The 16,526-nt window shown below is 39.6% G+C and carries 18 protein-coding genes; 14 read left to right on the top strand and 4 right to left on the bottom strand.

Translation table 11 applies throughout. The features are described from left to right. Positions 1-276 precede the first annotated feature (276 nt). From FE296_RS26630 to FE296_RS26605, 6 genes are all read left to right on the top strand, one after another. Positions 277-678 carry a DUF3888 domain-containing protein gene (locus tag FE296_RS26630; protein ID WP_124115035.1) on the top strand — a complete coding sequence of 134 codons (402 nt, stop codon included), beginning with the start codon at positions 277-279 and terminating at the stop codon, positions 676-678. Between the two features lie 749 nt (positions 679-1,427). Continuing rightward, the gene (locus FE296_RS26625; protein ID WP_124115036.1) at positions 1,428-1,814 is read left to right on the top strand and encodes a hypothetical protein; all 387 of its coding nucleotides are present in this window, start codon (positions 1,428-1,430) and stop codon (positions 1,812-1,814) included. A 59-nt stretch (positions 1,815-1,873) separates the two neighbouring features. After that, the gene (locus FE296_RS26620) at positions 1,874-2,080 is read left to right on the top strand and encodes a hypothetical protein (protein ID WP_150366970.1); all 207 of its coding nucleotides are present in this window, start codon (positions 1,874-1,876) and stop codon (positions 2,078-2,080) included. A gap of 212 nt (positions 2,081-2,292) precedes the next feature. Then, positions 2,293-4,734, top strand: coding sequence for a nitrite reductase large subunit NirB (gene nirB / locus FE296_RS26615; protein WP_150366968.1), 2,442 nt, complete (start codon positions 2,293-2,295; stop codon positions 4,732-4,734). Between the two features lie 20 nt (positions 4,735-4,754). Further along, the gene (locus tag FE296_RS26610) at positions 4,755-5,120 is read left to right on the top strand and encodes a nitrite reductase (NAD(P)H) small subunit (protein WP_150367689.1); all 366 of its coding nucleotides are present in this window, start codon (positions 4,755-4,757) and stop codon (positions 5,118-5,120) included. Continuing rightward, positions 5,113-5,946: a uroporphyrinogen-III synthase gene (locus tag FE296_RS26605; protein ID WP_124115039.1), complete on the top strand. Its 834-nt coding sequence runs from the start codon at positions 5,113-5,115 to the stop codon at positions 5,944-5,946. The genes FE296_RS26610 and FE296_RS26605 overlap by 8 nt, the downstream gene beginning before the upstream one ends. A gap of 310 nt (positions 5,947-6,256) precedes the next feature. Here FE296_RS26605 and FE296_RS26600 read toward each other — a convergent pair whose 3' ends face one another. After that, the gene (locus FE296_RS26600) at positions 6,257-7,567 is read right to left on the bottom strand and encodes an amidohydrolase family protein (protein WP_150366966.1); all 1,311 of its coding nucleotides are present in this window, start codon (positions 7,565-7,567) and stop codon (positions 6,257-6,259) included. Between the two features lie 155 nt (positions 7,568-7,722). Here FE296_RS26600 and FE296_RS26595 point away from each other — a divergent pair, with 155 nt between their 5' ends. From FE296_RS26595 to FE296_RS26575, 5 genes are all read left to right on the top strand, one after another. Next, positions 7,723-8,151 (top strand): MarR family winged helix-turn-helix transcriptional regulator, encoded by a 429-nt coding sequence (locus tag FE296_RS26595; protein ID WP_150366964.1) that lies wholly within the window; start codon positions 7,723-7,725, stop codon positions 8,149-8,151. A gap of 336 nt (positions 8,152-8,487) precedes the next feature. Next, positions 8,488-8,592, top strand: a complete 105-nt coding sequence (locus tag FE296_RS33570; protein WP_263364280.1) for a hypothetical protein — start codon at positions 8,488-8,490, stop codon at positions 8,590-8,592. Between the two features lie 626 nt (positions 8,593-9,218). Next, positions 9,219-10,127, top strand: a complete 909-nt coding sequence (locus FE296_RS26585; RefSeq protein ID WP_190945571.1) for an AAA family ATPase — start codon at positions 9,219-9,221, stop codon at positions 10,125-10,127. 417 nt (positions 10,128-10,544) lie between these two features. Then, positions 10,545-10,991, top strand: a complete 447-nt coding sequence (locus FE296_RS26580; protein WP_150366960.1) for a MerR family transcriptional regulator — start codon at positions 10,545-10,547, stop codon at positions 10,989-10,991. Positions 10,992-10,995: 4 nt separating this feature from the next. Continuing rightward, a complete protein-coding gene (locus FE296_RS26575) occupies positions 10,996-11,961 on the top strand; it encodes an NAD-dependent epimerase/dehydratase family protein (protein ID WP_150366958.1) in 966 nt (321 codons plus the stop codon). Between the two features lie 565 nt (positions 11,962-12,526). Here FE296_RS26575 and FE296_RS26570 read toward each other — a convergent pair. Genes FE296_RS26570 through FE296_RS26560 form a run of 3 tightly spaced genes read right to left on the bottom strand, consistent with a single transcriptional unit; the run spans position 12,527 to position 13,871 of the window. After that, on the bottom strand, positions 12,527-12,787 hold the full coding sequence (locus FE296_RS26570; RefSeq protein ID WP_150366956.1) for a hypothetical protein: 261 nt from the start codon (positions 12,785-12,787) through the stop codon (positions 12,527-12,529). 6 nt (positions 12,788-12,793) lie between these two features. Continuing rightward, positions 12,794-13,654: a hypothetical protein gene (locus FE296_RS26565; protein WP_150366954.1), complete on the bottom strand. Its 861-nt coding sequence runs from the start codon at positions 13,652-13,654 to the stop codon at positions 12,794-12,796. Further along, positions 13,614-13,871: a hypothetical protein gene (locus tag FE296_RS26560; RefSeq protein WP_150366952.1), complete on the bottom strand. Its 258-nt coding sequence runs from the start codon at positions 13,869-13,871 to the stop codon at positions 13,614-13,616. Before FE296_RS26560 ends, FE296_RS26565 begins: the two co-directional genes overlap by 41 nt. A 504-nt stretch (positions 13,872-14,375) precedes the next feature. Here FE296_RS26560 and FE296_RS26555 point away from each other — a divergent pair. The 3 genes from FE296_RS26555 (at position 14,376) to FE296_RS34135 (ending at position 16,518) form a co-directional block, all read left to right on the top strand. Further along, positions 14,376-15,593, top strand: a complete 1,218-nt coding sequence (locus tag FE296_RS26555; RefSeq protein WP_223869041.1) for a sensor histidine kinase — start codon at positions 14,376-14,378, stop codon at positions 15,591-15,593. A 5-nt stretch (positions 15,594-15,598) separates the two neighbouring features. Continuing rightward, a complete protein-coding gene (locus tag FE296_RS26550; protein WP_124115078.1) occupies positions 15,599-16,252 on the top strand; it encodes a response regulator in 654 nt (217 codons plus the stop codon). 92 nt (positions 16,253-16,344) lie between these two features. Then, a complete protein-coding gene (locus tag FE296_RS34135; RefSeq protein WP_223869130.1) occupies positions 16,345-16,518 on the top strand; it encodes an Asp23/Gls24 family envelope stress response protein in 174 nt (57 codons plus the stop codon). Positions 16,519-16,526: the final 8 nt, after the last annotated feature.

Raw genomic sequence — 16,526 nt, 5'->3', positions numbered from 1 at the left:
GTAAGTTGAAACTGCTGATTACATCGAATCTGAGATCTATATGGCTCTAGCACATAAGAGAGCTAACTAGCGGCTTTTTTTATTCTAAGGAACCAAGTTCTTGTCCCAGGCTGAGGACAAGAACAACGGACAAGAACATGGTCCGATTACTGATTCGACATATAACAAACGGTTCTTTTCCTCATTAATTCATTAAATTAACGGGCAGGTTAGCATAATAAATTATATTCATTTAGTGAAAACTACCCTTAAAAATCTGGGGATGAGGGTTCAGAAATGAAAAGATTAATGGGATCATTGCTAACAGTCATCGTTTTCTTGATGGTAATTCAGCCCATTTGTGCAAAGCCAAACGATGAACCATTGAAACGACTTGTACTTACTTTGTTAGCTCCAAAAATACAGGAACAGATTAACCACTACTACAAAAATAAATTAACTGTGTCACCTACGTTTACGCCTTTTTTGGATGGAACTGATGTAGACGTTAAATATCATTCTTCACATATTGATGTTCAGGTTAAAACTATCCCGTACGTAGGACCTCATTTGGATGTTGGACTCGACTCAATGAGGTTTAGTATAGATAACTCGGGATCAATAGCGGTTCTTGAGTATAAGCACATTAGGGATTATGACTTGCCTCCTAACTGGCAAGAAATTATTAAAACTCATTGAACTAACGAAGAAACAATAGCTCAATAATACAAGAAAGCCAGATCAACTTGATCGGCTGCTATTGTTCAACTAACGGGCAGGTTAGTTTAATGAAATTAAATTATTAGAGTGACTTTCAGAGCAAATCTGATCAACTTTCAGATCCTATCCAATAAATATTTAGTGACCAGGATCTAGTTGAATTGATTTAGTATTTTAATCATTAACCGACCTAAATTCGAATTGGGATATGGACTTCGATTTCAGAAAAACTTGCGATTGGAAACAAGAAAAGGTTGAAAGCGAAGTTCAAAGCAACAGACTTACTCAAACTTGCCATTCTATGATATAGAGAATCAAGAGCCAGATCTTGGCTTGCTTGTGCTAACTCACAATGTCTAGAAAGCATAAGGTTAGATTAGCGTAATCTATGTTTGAATAGGTGATTACACTAATGGGAAACGATAGCGATATGAAACAAAAAAAAGCAGCCGACCAACGTGATCGGTTCTTTTTTCAGCTAACAGGCAGGATAGTTTAAGGACAAAAGGGAACAACATATCTCATATAGAACACTTTATCTTTAAAAGGGAAGGGGATCACATGCATAATAGGATGAATAAGAGACAATTTATTGAAATGACAGTTAAAGAACAACGTTCTGATTTAAAGTTAATAATCAAGATGAATTTTTCCTTGGTGTTTCTAAAGAATTAAATGAGGGCTTTCTACTTGTTGAAACAGAAGAAGGGATACAGATAAAAATTGAAATGGATGACATCCTTGAGATTTATGCTATCAAGTCTTCAATCTCAGGACATAGCTCTATACAATCCCCCAGTTTGATGAGAGGTAGCAAGGAGGAGCTTGAAAACCTTGTACTCCTGTTTGAAAGTTTAAATGATGATGTAAAGAAACAAATTAACTTTTCTTTATCCAAAGTGCTGGGTAAGCAAGCGATCATTTCGAAAATGGATATGACTTTATACAATTTATATGAAATTGAGATGATTGTTAACACAATAAATGGATATATACTCACTAATAAAACAAAGGATATTTTTCGTTCGGAAATTTCTAAATCATACAACAATATGGATTTACCTCAAAAGACTTATTTGGGGCAATGGTTAGAATCAACTAATGAGAAACGATAGATTAACAAATGACAGAAAGCAACTGATCACATGTTAGAAGGTTGAAATGGGGGGACGATATGAAATTTTACATAGCTTACAGTCTCAAAAACATAGAAAACGTCGCTGAGGACTTGAAAGCTGTCGAGGGACAAGAACTTGATCCCATTAAAGTCGCTATTTTAGCGGCTTTTTTATTTTATCGGTACAAGTTCTTGTCCCGAGCTAAGGACAAGAACTTGTACGATTGCCAGAATGGACAAAAACATAGTCTGATTACGGATTAGATGAATAGCTAATCGGTATTTAGTCGTTAATTCATTAAACTAACGGGCAGATCTGGTTTGTTAAAAATCAAAATAAGAGTTGCCCTATATAACCCTTCTTTGATATAAATACAATAAATACTGCCAAAAATGGTTCAATTGTAAGTGTGTTGTTTAGTAGGTTACAAGTCTTCTTTGTCATCGATAGGAATATATAGGTAGGAGGTTTCTGCATGGTGAAGGTACAAGAACGTTGGCATTTAGTCTTGATTGGTAACGGGATGGCTGGGATCAACACGGTGGAACAGATCTTAAAACTGGCACCCAGCACCTACAAGATTACCGTATTTGGGAGTGAACCTTATCCCAACTACAATCGTATTCAGTTATCGTATGTGCTAGAGAAGAGTAAAGCAGTAGAAGACATCATTTTGAATGACAGAGACTGGTATTTAGAGAACGAAATAGAGCTATATACCGGAACGACTGTAACGCATATTGATACGGAACAAAAAATCGTGAAGGCAGACAATGGTATGGAGGTTCCATATGACAAGCTCATTGTTGCAACCGGTTCCAACCCATTTATGCTTCCGGTACCAGGAGCAGATAAAGAGGGAATTGTAGGTTTCAGAGATATCGCAGATTGCCAGAACATGCTGCATGCAGCAGATCAGTACAAGAAGGCTGCTGTTATTGGTGGGGGCTTGCTTGGATTGGAGGCTGCCAAGGGGCTACTCAAACTGGGGATGGATGTGACAGTGGTCCATCTGTTTGAGGAGATAATGGAACGTCAGCTCGATCATACCGCCTCACTGATGCTTCAGGCAGAGCTGGAAAGCCAAGGATTGAAATTTGCTACCGGCAAACAGACTGAGGAGTTTCTGGGAGATGATCGGGTCAGCGGTATTCGTTTTACCGACGGAACAACGCTGGATGCAGAATTCGTAGTTATGGCGGTCGGAATTCGACCAAACACCGCATTAGCCAAGAAAAGCGGCATTGTGGTTAATAGCGGGATTCTTGTGGATGATTATATGCGTACTTCAGCACCGGATGTTTATGCGGTAGGGGAGTGTAACGAGCATCGGGGCATTACATATGGGCTCGTAGCTCCACTATTTGAACAGGGAGCTGTCCTTGCGAAGCATCTGTGCGGAGTGGATACGAAGCCGTATGAAGGATCTGTGGTATCTACTCAACTCAAAATATCTGGTGTAGACGTGTTCTCCGCTGGTGAGTTTATGGATGCAGAAGGGCTGTCTATAGTGCGGATGCATGATGACTGGTTACGTATTTACAAAAAAGTGCTACTGCGCGGCGGACGGATCGTCGGCGGTGTTCTGATCGGTGACGTAAAGGAATCCTCCAGACTGCAGCAGTGGATTCGAACAGGCACTGTAATGACAGAAGCCATTCATAATGCGATTATGGGACAAGCCTCGGTCGAAACCGGGAATACGGCCGCAGAGCTGGCGGATGAGGAAATCGTATGCGGTTGTAATGGTGTGACGAAAAAACACATTGTGGATGCCATTAACGAAAAAGGATTAACCACGGTGGAAGAGATCAAGGTGGCCACAAGTGCATCACGTTCTTGTGGAGGTTGCCGACCTGTTGTAGAGCAGATTCTTCAATATGTGCTCGGGGACAAGTATGATTCAGCGGCGGCGAAACAGGAAGCAATCTGTTCCTGTACCACACTGAGCAGAGATGAAGTCGTGACGGCAATTAAAGAAAAGGGGCTGATCACATCTAAAGAAGTAAGGTATGCGATGGAATGGGATAACCTGGAGGGCTGCTCTAAATGTCGTCCTGCGCTGAACTACTATCTGGGTATGATCTGGCCAACTGAGCATGTGGACGAGAGAGATTCACGTTTTGTGAATGAACGGATGCATGCGAACATTCAAAAGGATGGAACATTTGGCGTTGTGCCGCGGATGTACGGCGGGGTAACCACACCGGACGATCTCAGACTTATTGCTGATATTGCGGTGAAATACAACGTCAAGCTGGTTAAGGTAACCGGTGGTCAGCGGCTGGACCTGCTTGGGGTCAAAAAAGAGGACCTACCGAAGATCTGGAAGGACCTTGGCATGCCGTCAGGTTATGCGTATGCGAAGGCGCTTCGCACGGTCAAGACATGCGTGGGATCACAGTTCTGCCGTTTTGGTACGAAAGATTCAATGGGGATGGGAATAATGCTCGAGAAGAAGTTCGAGCGGTTAGATATGCCGGCCAAGTTCAAGCTTGCCGTTAATGGCTGCCCACGTAACTGTGCGGAGTCATCAACCAAGGATATTGGGATCGTCGGCAATGAGGGAGCTTGGGAAATTTACGTTGGCGGTAATGGCGGAATTAAAGCCCGACTTGCTGAACTGCTGTGTAAGGTGCGAACAGATGAAGAACTTCTGGAGATTGTCGCCGCGTTCATGCAGCACTACCGGGAGACAGGCAAATATCTGGAGCGGACCTCGGAATGGATTGAAAGAATGGGATTGGAATCCGTCACCGAAGCTGTAGTCAAGGATCTGGATAACCGCCGGGTTTTGGCTGAGCGAATGGAGGTCGCTCTGGCGCAGGTGAAGGAACCTTGGAGTGAAATCCTGAATAATTCGAATTTAAGGGAAAGGATGTTTGAAGAGATTAGTGTCTCTACGAAACAGGACTAGAAACAGGAAGGGGCTGCATGATGAAACCGATATTGAATAAAAATGAATACACGTATTATCTTGTTGGCAATGTAGATGATTTCACAGAGAGACTGGGACGGGTAGTGCGCTTAGGTAATGAAGAGATTGCGATATTTAAGACAACGAACGGACAGATCTATGCACTTGAGAATAAAAGCCCTGGTCCGCGCGGAGGCACGATTGCAGAAGGAATTATATCCGGGGACGTTCTGTTCGACCCGATCTGTGACTGGAAGATTTCGTTGACGGATGGTCAGGTGCTTGATCCTGATACGGGACAGGTTCGGACTTTTCCGGTTCAGGTTCAGGTAGAAGAGGTACGAGTTGGATTACTTAAGAATGGGGGAGAGATTTTCCATGAGTAAAGACCTTCAGAACAAAAAAATTGTCATTGCCGGCTCGCAAAAGACAGAAGAAATGGCTGAGATTATTGAACGAAGAGGTGGAATCTCCCTTGTCCGGTCACTTCAGGGATTAACGGATTCTGATTCGATTGAAGTGGAAGAGGATGTAAAGCGATTTATCGAGCAGGGGGCGGACTGGTTTATTTTCACGACAGGTATTGGTTTTGAAGCCATGATTCAAGCTGCGGAGAGGCTTAACGCTGTATCTGAGTTTGAAAATAGATTGAAAGAAACCAAAATCGCCTGCCGTGGCTACAAAACAAACGCCATTTTGAAGAAATCTGGTATTCATCCGGTCGTTTGTGATGACGATGGAACGATTGCCAGTATGATCGAAAAGCTTGAGGTTTTTGATTTTAGAGATCAAAAGGTGTGGATTCAGCTTCATGGCGAGTTATCGTCGCAATTATATCGGTTTATCCAAAGCAAGGGCAGCATGGATGTTCAGCCCGTACTGCCTTATCGTTATCATGCTCCTGATCAGGAGACGCTTGCATCGATTATGAATGAACTGATTCAGCGAGAAGTGGATGCCGTTTGTTTCACGACAAGAGTTCAAGTCGGATATTTATTTGATTATGCAAGAGAACATGGACGTGAAGAAGAGGTGAAATCCGTCTTTGAACAAGATGTACTGGCTGCCGCTATCGGCAAAGTCACGGCTGAAGCGCTTCGAGATAAAGGGATAAGCCGGATTATCGTGCCGGAGAAAGAACGAATGGGAGCTTTAATTGTGGAGATTTCAAATTATTATGAAAGTCAGCTAAGTGGAGTAAAGGCAGACTAAAAGCTGAGAACACAATATCTGGGTTAAAAGGTTCGAATAGATGGGCTGTAAAACATCACTCACATCAAAGGTAATGTTGATGATGATAACTCCATCAATCAATATAGTTTTAACAAGAAGTTATCAGAATTCCCCCACTTCTAAAAGTGGCGGGATGAATGACAACTTCTTGTTAAATTTGAAGAACATTGATCTGGACATCGCTACTGAAATGAGGATTTGGATAATAGATTAAAGTCGGAGAGGGATTGCATTAAGCAGTCCCTCTTCTTGGTAATTTTACAATTAGCAAGGACGTAATCTACTAGTTTTAACCTAGTTGTTGCGAACCATTGAACCACACGGATTTGATTGACAAGGTATCAGAAATATTAGTGGTCGGATCACCATTTATGAGAATAAGATCAGCACGCGCACCTTCGGTAATCCGGCCGCGGTCATGTAAACCAAAGCAACGGGCCGGTTTGGCAGTAGCCGACTGAAGAGCTTCGATTGGAGTGAACCCGGCTTTCACCAGCAGCTGCATTTCATGGTGGACACTGGCCCCATGAGCAAGACCACCAAGGTTCGGAACGGGAACCGGTGCGACATCTGTTCCTACAAGAATATCAACTCCGGCACGGTGAAGATCCATCACATTCTTAAAGCTGTTCTCCATATTGCCTTGTGGGAACGTATTGAAGCTTGAGTTCAAAATATCGATCCAATCCGGACTTAATTTGGAATGAACTCGTGGATCATTCGCCAATTCCGATGCCGGATTACCAATAATCGATGAATTCAACACCAAGCATGGTGTAACAAAAGCTCCAGAATTAGCTATGGATGTAACCAATTCGGGCGTGCCCTCGGGTCTGTCAATAAACAAGTGGCCCAAACCGTCGACTCCAAAATCGATGGCTGCTTTCGATGAAAGAGCCGTCAAGACGTGGGCGATGACCAACTTATCGAACTTGTGGGCTTCAGTGACGGCTGTTTTTAGAATCTCGTCACTTAGAACAGGCAGGCCAGGTGCACCCATGACCGTTCCCTCTTCAATCATGATCTTAATATAGTCGGATCCATTCTCCACTTGGGTATGCACATGTTTGATCGCTTCTTCGACCGTCGTCACTTGAGGTATTTCGTCGTGATCGTGAGCGTAGGCGACCAACATTGCTTCCCGGTCTTCCTCCGATAACTTCTCTAGTTCCTTTAATACGAATTCCGGTATTTCATCTCCATCAGGCAGTAATTCATCTGGGTGCCCACCAGGAGCGGTGATTGCTGTACCAGCAGAACGAACATCCGCGATGTCATCCATATTTTTTAGCTGAATTTCGCGCCCTCTTTTAGTAAAATCGCCGTTCATTTCGAGTTCTGTTGTAACACCGAATTTTAAGGCATCTCGTAATCCCCCAATTGAGGTATGGACATGTGCATCAATCAGACCAGGTATTAATGTCGCATTTTCTCCATCGATAATCCTTACATCGACCGGAAGGTCTCCGCCCACTGCAATAATGGACTCCCCTTTGATGACAACATGTCTTGACGCAATAATTTGTTCTCCATCAAAAATACGTACATTTGTAATCGCAGTAACTTGTTCTGACGCAGCATTTTGATTTATTTTCTCCATTTGAAATTCCTCCAATGTGTTTGTTTATAACAATCCGAAGTATAACTGTTAGAATTCTAACTGTCAATAAACTAACCTTTTTGACATTCGTATAGGATCACTGTATAGTTTAGTTTCTTACAATTAGCTTTCTAACAATTTTAGGAGGGACGATCATGCAATCCCAAAAGGATACGCCTTATTTGGATTTGTTTCAGATTATCGGTCTTAAATTAAAGAAAAGAGCAGACGAAAGTATAAAGGAACTAGGGTTAAACGCTCAACAAGGAAAAGTTATCGACTATATTTATGAGAACCAAGATAATCATATTATTCAAAAGGACCTTGCAGATCGGTTTCATGTGCGTGGGGCTAGTATTACAAGCATGCTTCAAGGTCTAGAGCAAAAAGGGTTCATTGAGCGTAAGGTCCCGGCCAATAATGAACGACAAAAAAATATATATGTATTGCCAAAAGCGATTGAGCTGATTGAAGGCTTTAATGACTCATTCCAAAAGGTGGAGGATGAAATCGTTCAAGCCCTTACTAACGAGGAGAAGCAAGTCTTAAAGAAATTGTTAATCAAGATTAATCAGCGCATATAAAGAAGAGGATCCCCATGAGGCTATGGAGACATTTACAAATTTAAATACGTTTGTCCCAGTTGGGGAGCAATTAAAACAGCAAAAAATGAACAATCCATATGATGCATCAAATAATATTCCTTAGATAACAAGATCTAAACTAAAAGATCAGCAGTGTACAAATAAGCTTTAAGCTAACGGGAAACTTTGTTTAAATAGCACCAGTCTAAAACCTCTTATTTGAAGCAAACTAGAATTAATTGCTCTTATAGGAGGTTTTATTGTGATCTTAAGTGAACCTTACGGGAAAGAGCTCTTCTTGGATTTTTATATGGTACAGGTTGTCGTATAGGTGAGGTGGAGAAGTTAAATATTGAAGACTTGAATTGGGAAAACTGCTCGGCCATTGTAAACGGGAAAAGGGGCAAAGCAAAGAGAAGTTTACTTCACCACGGAGCGTAAAGTATGGTTGAAGAGGTATTTAGACAGTCGCGAGGACTCGTGTAAAGCCCTGTTTGTAACAAATAACAGTCCAGTGATTATGTATTGAATATAAGTAAAGATAGATAAAAGAGCACAATTCAATTCCACGAAGTGTGCGAGGACAAGAACATTGTTCCATTCGAAATCACTATTATAGCGGCTTTTTTGTTTTAAGGAACCAAGTTCTTGTCCCAAGCTGAGGACAAGAACTTGTACCGATTGCCGGAATGGACAAGAACATAGTCTGATTACCGATTAGATGTACATCTAAACATTGATCACATGCACTTAAACAAGAAAATATTCACGATGGTATGTGATAACTGACAAGATGAGAGGCTACATCCCGATTAGGTGTATATCTAATCGTTACATAACCGTTAATTCATTAAGCTAAAGGGCAGATTAGCACAACCAAGATAAGATAAGAAGATTTCGTCTGCTATAATATCTACATCGACTATGAATGGAAGGGGATTGAGCAATCAATGCTTTTAGAAGAGGAAGCTCCCACATTATCGAAGGAGGTTTACTAGTTGAAAACTTCAAATTGAAACGGAAGAGAACACATAAGAGCAGGTTAGATGAATTACGGAGGAATGAAAATGTATTTAGATAAATTCATATTGCCTATAGATGAAGAATCCTCATTGATAGAACAAAGAATGGCATACAATGGCGGTAGCTTTGGATATGTCGACGAAACTTACCCATGTGGCATTTTCTCAAAAAATCGGTTTTCCGAATTGAGCTTTTCAAAAATCACAATTTTATATGGAGGAAACGGCTCTGGGAAAAGCACACTTCTAAATCTCATAGCCAATAAATTGGAACTAAATCGTATTGCACCATTCAATTCAAGTGAATTGTTCAGTTCATATGTTGAACATTGTGAATTTGAACTTGGACTTGACGACGAAGGATTTAAAAATCGAATTCCAAATGGAAGCAGGATAATCACAAGTGATGATATTTTTGATTATATGCTTACAGTCCGCACAAACAACGATGAAATCGTGGATAGTACAGAAGATATAAGATCGGAATGGGGAAATCTTAAATTCGGCAATACAGTGAAAATGAATAGCATGGATGATTATGAAGCATTGAGGTTACAGGTGCTCTCAAGAAAAAAATCAATTTCACGCAGGGAGTTTATTCGCAGAGTCGCGGGCACCGAAATTAAACTGAACAGCAATGGGGAGACAGCCCTGAGTTATTTTAATTCCAAATTTAAAAATGACACATTATATTGTTTGGATGAACCGGAGAACAGTCTATCTCCCAAAATGCAGCTTGAACTTGTCAAAATGATAGAGGAAATGGCTCACTATTGCGGATGTCAATTTATCATTGCAACGCACTCACCGTTTTTACTGGCGATGGAGTTTACAAAAATATATGATTTAGAAGCTAATCCAGTCGACATAAAGCAATGGTGGGAATTAGAAAATCCAAAAGTGTACTTTGATTTTTTCAATAAGCATAAAGGGCTGTTTCTACACAATAAGTAGAGAAACAAGATTTGAACAAAAATATATCCGCCGCGATATATTAAAAAAATTTGGAGCTTATTTATTTATCGCTGATTACGCTAACAGAAACGATAACTTAGTAATACCGAGAAAGCAGTTGATCCATGTGATTGGCTGCTTTTCTTCAACAAAGGGCAAGTCGTTTTGAATTACTCGTCTTCATGAAGAGGTACTGCTAAAAATAAAGATTCTCATGAAAGCAAGAAGAAATCTACAAGCTTATCTTTAATGACAGTGCAGTTTGATTGTAGTTTCGTATCCTTGACTTACACTTAACTCTAAGTCCTATACTCTGATTAAGCTTTTTGTAAGGAAAACCAGACGAGTTGAGTATCAGATTAAATTTGGGGAGCTATAGGAGGGAAATGCATTTAATTTAATTGAGGAGGAAAGTGTTTGAATTTCACCATCGGACAGATAGCTGAAAAGATGAACATTTCGACGTATACATTACGATATTACGAAAGAGAAGGTCTATTACCCTTTGTTAAAAGAAATGAGAATGGCGTAAGGGTGTTTGATGAAGCAGACTTAGAATTCTTGCATGTCATATATTGCCTTAAAAACACAGGAATGTCTATTAAAGATATTCGTACGTTTATTGATTGGACCAAAGAAGGTAATTCATCTATACAGAAACGATTCGAAATGTTCGGGCATAGGAAAGAGGAGGTTGAAAGACAAATAGAAGAGTTACAAGTATACCGAGAATGTATTGAATTTAAATATAACTATTATAAAAGAGCATTGGAAGCCGGAACAGAAGAAATCCATCAAAATGATGGAGAAGCACCTAAAATGCCACTGGGAAGATTGGCAAAAATAAGTAAATCGGAGGGATAATGTTATGAAAGTTGTAGTAATTGGTGGTAGTGGTCATATTGGAACGTATCTTTTACCTAAGTTAATCAAAGCTGGGCATGACGTCATTAACATCACTCGTGGTCAAAGCAAGCCCTACAAAGCAGACCCTACATGGGAAGAAGTCAAACCAATGATTCTTGACAGAGATAAAGAATTAAATGGGGATTTCGAGAAGAAAATAGCTGAATTGAATGCAGATATTGTAGTTGATCTAATTAACTTTTCCTTAGGGGAAACAAAACGTATGACGGAAGCACTTAAAAATACGAATTTATCCCATTATTTGTTTTGTTCATCCATTTGGGCTCATGGGAAAGCGACAATCTTTCCGATTGTAGAGGATCAGCCTAAGTTTCCGTTGGATGAGTATGGCCTTCAGAAAGCTAAAAGTGAGGAATATTTGCATCACCTTTATCGGCAAGAGAGTTTTCCGGAAACTGTTATCATGCCAGGCCAGATATCGGGTCCGGGTTGGGTGATTATGAATCCTGTTGCTAATCATGATTACACGGTTTTTGGTAGGATTGCACGAGGCGAAGAAATTGCCCTACCGAATTTTGGTATGGAAACATTACATCACGTTCACGCAGACGATGTAGCCCAAGTTTTCTTTAATGCAATTAATCATCGTAAGGCAGCTTTAGGAGAGAGTTTTCATGCTGTAGGTGAAGAATCAATTACTCTACTAGGGTATGCTCAAGCTATGTACCGTTACTTTAAGCAGGAGGAAAGAATCAAGTTTCTTTCGTGGAATGAATGGTGTGAATATACAAAGAATCCAGATTATATTGATAGAACATATTATCACATTGCCCGTAGCGGAAATTTTAGCATTGAAAAGGGCAAGCGGCTTATCGGCTATAAACCAAGGTTTACGCTGCTGGAAACCATTGAAGAAAGCGTAGCGTACATGGTAGAGAATAACTGGTTTGATTCAGCGAAGAAGTAGATAATAAATTTTTATCTGATCTAAAAGGCCGCTAAATTAGCGGCCTTTTAAACTTAAGCTTTTTATTTAAGTTTACTTATTATGCTTTTCTCTATTGTCACACGAACGTAAGTCATATCTCGTTCCAAAATGTTATATCATCGAGAGGCAATCGTGACGTTGGATGACAATCTCTGCTGAACTACATGCAATTCGTGTCCTGCAAGCTAGAAAAGATTAAGCTTTTAAAACCGTATGATAATGATAAGATTATCTTCCAACCTAAAAGATGGTTTTATAAGCGGAAGCACCGCTTCATGCCCAGTAGGGTCTGAAGTGGTGCTTTTTTTATTAACAGATTAAGGGGCAGTCCAGGGATAAAATTTGTAGGTAACATTAGTTAGGTAACTCAGGAACTTAGTGAATACACTGAAGCTTAAAGGGCTTGATTTCGGAACAAGCTGATGTGGAAGGGAAGAAACATTTTTTGTGGATCTGTTATTAACCTGGCCTTTTATGGTGAGGATTAAATTAACTTAATAAGAAATACTGTGAATTTTATATTTAGATACCAATCCACTTACTATTAATCCTCTATTTTTACAGTCCACTTAATGTTTTCATCAGCTAAATCAACCCCCTCTGCTGTATTATCTGAGGTATATATACCTTTATAGACTGAATCGTCTCTTCTAAAAGGATCATCATCTTTCCTAATAATAAAAAGGTCATTTCCACTTTCATGGATTGTGAGAGTGACTGTTCTTACTTCTGTTCCTAATTTAAAGTCACCCCTAAATATATTCGTATCCCCCTCTCGAACAAATAGAGCAAACCAAGGGCCCATTGTCCATTACCATTGATGTCCTAGTCTTGATGGGATAACTTGTGGCGGAATTAGATTAACAAATAACTCATCTAAAACTGGTACTTCAGGACATTCATCCGGATTACTGGAATAAGCCTTTGCAGCTGCCTCCACTTTTTCCATTTCGCTTTGGATTTGATCAAGGCGGTCGTTTACTTCTGTTAATGGTAGTCCGGGGAAAAATTGCTGATTTTCAATCGCATACAGTAAGTCATTCCTATGCCTTTTTAAACGTTCATAATACTTTCCAAGTCTCTCAAGACAATTTGGATCTCCCATTTGTTGAATATTTTGGCTTTGTGGATGGGGAATTTGGGTATACGACAAAAGCAACACGGAGAAGGGAACTCCTTTACCGCCCAGTACCTGATTAGGGAAGGCTAATGCTTCTTGAATTAGCTGATCAGAAGAAATCCCTTGCAATACACCTTCAGCCCCGTCACGATAAATCCTTGCTTTCATCTTATATGAAGTGGTGATCTTTCTAATTTCTTGCTCAAAGGCACCAGCTGCTTCTCCACTGATGACGCCAAACATAGCTTTACCGGATAAACTAGCTTTGATAGATCTATACTCCTCAGCAGACTTACTTTCAATCTCAAGGACACCAAAATAATCCCCACCACTTAAAATACCATACACAAAAGAATCACCATATAGATTGATGAACTCCAAAATATCCGTAGCATACATCAGGGCTGCTTTATCATTCATTTTTGCACTTGTAAGATCTAGGAGTATTTGCTGGTTTTCAACATGTACTCGTACCATTACGTAAACTGTGAAGCTATTTTGCTTAAACGAACTAATAAATTGCGCTTTTTGCGTTGCCACTTGTAGTGCCATAACTTAGTGAGGCGCTGGCGGATACTTTCAGCTGTTCCGACAAACTTAAACTGTTGCTCAAAAGTTCGAGCTGGAAATACACTTTCTGGCCGGTTGCATTTACGACTGCTCTTGTGTCATTTATATTGTCTAAAGCAGCTGATGGATGAACGGAGTTAGTCATTGTGTTGTAGCCTAACCCAATATTCATGCCGTTTAAATAATCAGTTTCAATCATGTTTGCTGCCTCCTTTTAAGAAGTAGTATGTAACTAAAAATGCAATCTTATTCTATTAATCTGTAGCGAACAAGGAGTAAATATTGTTGTTGTGTGGTAAGCATAATATTCCCATGAGTTTTTGGAAGCAAAGCCTGCTAAATGTCAAACTTATGGTTTAAGTCTCACAACAACCTGTAACATTTTGTGGTAACCAAGTACTTGTCACGTTGTTGTGATACAGTACTTGGTTTTTTGTATATCCATCACAACACAAGGTATAAACTTTGAAGCTTCTAACTACTCAAAGAAATATTAGTAGATTTGATTTTTGATAAAAATGATATATTATACTATCAAAAGAAATGACATGTCTGTTCTTTTTTATGACTACTGAACAGTTAAAACCAAGTGTTCACACTGGAAAAAAATTAGGGTAATGCCCGAATGGACATGTACCAAGGTACATACCTTCAGCAACAATTCATTATATAATGATTGAACCAAAGTTAAGAGGTGATTCGTGTGAGTAAGACAAACGAACCGTCAAGTTTTTTGAATTCGGGTATTGCTAACGATGATGATAAGATAGCTTCTACACGTATACCCGTCATTGTATGGGTGATCATTGTATCCCTCATTACACTTGTGTGGCAAACGATGGCTGCGCCTTTGTTACTACCAAGTGTGTTTTTCGGCATAGTCATGTTGATACATATATATCTATACTGGCGTGTAAATGACATCATTAAACATTCCAGATTGATATATGTAGTAATCCAAGGAGGATTAATTTTTGGTAGCGCGATGATGATGCCAGACGGTTTTCCTGCTGTGTTGATTGGTCTAATTCCTGTATTAATTGGGCAGACGATAACGATCTTTTATGAAACAACGAAAGTAGTGCTCATTGCTTTAAGTTTATATTTCTGCTTCATTATGAATATTTACCTTTCAAAAGGTGCGCAAGAATTAGCTGTATTAATTCCGCTTCTGTTACTTATGATCATTGTTGTCGTAGCATACGCTGTTCTGTTCTATAGGCAAGTCAATGCTAGAGTCAGGACACAGACTTTTTTGTTGGATTTGGAACTTGCTCACCAAAAAGTTGAGGAACTCACGCTTGCTAATGAACGACAGAGGATTGCCAGAGATTTGCATGATACACTTGCCCAGGGTTTAGCGGGAGTTATTATGCAGTTAGAGGCTGTCGATGCCCATCTAAGCACGGGAAGAACCGAACGAGCTCATGAGATTATTATCAGATCGATGGGACAAGCTAGAGAGACCTTGGCAGATGCTAGAAAAGCAATTGACAATTTAAGAAGTAGGGCTACTCCTTCGATTGATTTTACTGAAGCAATGAATAATACAATTGAACGCTTTGCTATAGCCACCGGCATCAAAACCGATATCACTTGTCAAATCAACAAACCTATAACTGGTTTTAAGATGGAACATATTCTTCATATAGTGAGTGAATCGCTTATGAATGTAGCTCGACACGCCCAAGCGGATCATGTCAATATTATCATTGAGGAACACTGGAAAGGTGAGCTCCTCGTATATATTCAAGATAACGGAAGAGGATTTAATGTTGAAAAAATAGGTAAGCAATCCGGTCATTATGGGTTAATAGGAATTCATGAACGTGCACGTTTGATCGGGGGACAAATTCAAATAGAAAGTCATAATCAGGGAACTGTTATTAAGTTAATTCTACCCTTTTCCCATAGGAGGTAACAATAATGAAAAGCTCGGTTTTAATTGTTGATGATCATTGGGTTGTAAGAGAAGGCCTCAAGTTAATTTTAGAAACGAATGATAAATTTTCTGTAGCAGGCGAAGCTGAAGAAGGTATAGCAGCTTTACAGCTCATGGAGGATCTAAATCCTGATGTTGTTTTACTTGATCTAAATATGCCAGGTGGTCTAGGTGGATTGGACACTTTGAAGAAGATGCATGAAAAACAAATTCAGATACCTGTGATTATCTTGACTACATATAATGAGGATGACCTGATGATCAACGGTCTAGCTCTTGGTGCAAAAGGTTATCTTCTTAAAGATACAAGTCGGGAAAATTTGTTTCGTACTTTAGAATCAGCACTTCGCGGTCAAACATTATTACAACCTGAAGTAACAGCGCGTGTATTTTCATTTAGGGAAAGGGAACCTGTCAGCAACGTCAAATCAGAGAGAAATACGTTGTTAACCGAGAAAGAATTAATCATTCTTCAAGCCGTTGCACGTGGAATGCGTAGCAAAGAAATTGCTTTTGATATGGGTGTTACAGAAAGGACAATAAAAGCTCATCTAACTAATATTTATAATAAGCTAGGGGTTGATTCACGATCTGAGGCTGTTGCTGTCTCAGTGGAAAAAGGAATTCTTCACTTGTAAACAACTTCTTAGATACAAAATCGATATCTCCAGGAATTACTGGAAAAATTGCTAAAATTATAAGCGCTAAAACTTTATAAAGGGGAGTTGATATTAAGGTTGATCATTCAATTGTAATGATTCAGTTGAGTGTAATTGTAGAATATGGTTGTAAAATACATTTAGTTTGTCGCGAATTACAGAACTATTTACGCAAAAATATGGAAGAATTAACAGGTCTTTATGTAAGTGAAATTCAAGTTCAAGTAGTGGGATTATCAATTTAACACAGTAC

Source organism: Paenibacillus sp. UASWS1643, assembly GCF_008693195.1.
Lineage (GTDB): Bacteria > Bacillota > Bacilli > Paenibacillales > Paenibacillaceae > Paenibacillus > Paenibacillus amylolyticus_B.
This window is presented reverse-complemented; position numbering and strand designations above follow the sequence as displayed.

What these genes read in the sequence shown, in the direction of transcription:
- FE296_RS26565 (WP_150366954.1), bottom strand. Translation starts at nt 13,654, where the DNA reads ATGGCACTACAAGTGGCAACGCAAAAAGCGCAATTTATTAGTTCGTTT.
- FE296_RS26620 (WP_150366970.1), top strand. Translation starts at nt 1,874, where the DNA reads ATGAAATTTTACATAGCTTACAGTCTCAAAAACATAGAAAACGTCGCT.
- FE296_RS26625 (WP_124115036.1), top strand. Translation starts at nt 1,428, where the DNA reads ATGGATGACATCCTTGAGATTTATGCTATCAAGTCTTCAATCTCAGGA.
- FE296_RS26560 (WP_150366952.1), bottom strand. Translation starts at nt 13,871, where the DNA reads ATGATTGAAACTGATTATTTAAACGGCATGAATATTGGGTTAGGCTAC.
- FE296_RS26610 (WP_150367689.1), top strand. Translation starts at nt 4,755, where the DNA reads ATGAAACCGATATTGAATAAAAATGAATACACGTATTATCTTGTTGGC.
- FE296_RS26600 (WP_150366966.1), bottom strand. Translation starts at nt 7,567, where the DNA reads ATGGAGAAAATAAATCAAAATGCTGCGTCAGAACAAGTTACTGCGATT.
- FE296_RS26630 (WP_124115035.1), top strand. Translation starts at nt 277, where the DNA reads ATGAAAAGATTAATGGGATCATTGCTAACAGTCATCGTTTTCTTGATG.
- FE296_RS26575 (WP_150366958.1), top strand. Translation starts at nt 10,996, where the DNA reads ATGAAAGTTGTAGTAATTGGTGGTAGTGGTCATATTGGAACGTATCTT.
- nirB (WP_150366968.1), top strand. Translation starts at nt 2,293, where the DNA reads ATGGTGAAGGTACAAGAACGTTGGCATTTAGTCTTGATTGGTAACGGG.
- FE296_RS26570 (WP_150366956.1), bottom strand. Translation starts at nt 12,787, where the DNA reads ATGGGCCCTTGGTTTGCTCTATTTGTTCGAGAGGGGGATACGAATATA.
- FE296_RS26550 (WP_124115078.1), top strand. Translation starts at nt 15,599, where the DNA reads ATGAAAAGCTCGGTTTTAATTGTTGATGATCATTGGGTTGTAAGAGAA.
- FE296_RS26605 (WP_124115039.1), top strand. Translation starts at nt 5,113, where the DNA reads ATGAGTAAAGACCTTCAGAACAAAAAAATTGTCATTGCCGGCTCGCAA.
- FE296_RS26595 (WP_150366964.1), top strand. Translation starts at nt 7,723, where the DNA reads ATGCAATCCCAAAAGGATACGCCTTATTTGGATTTGTTTCAGATTATC.
- FE296_RS26585 (WP_190945571.1), top strand. Translation starts at nt 9,219, where the DNA reads ATGTATTTAGATAAATTCATATTGCCTATAGATGAAGAATCCTCATTG.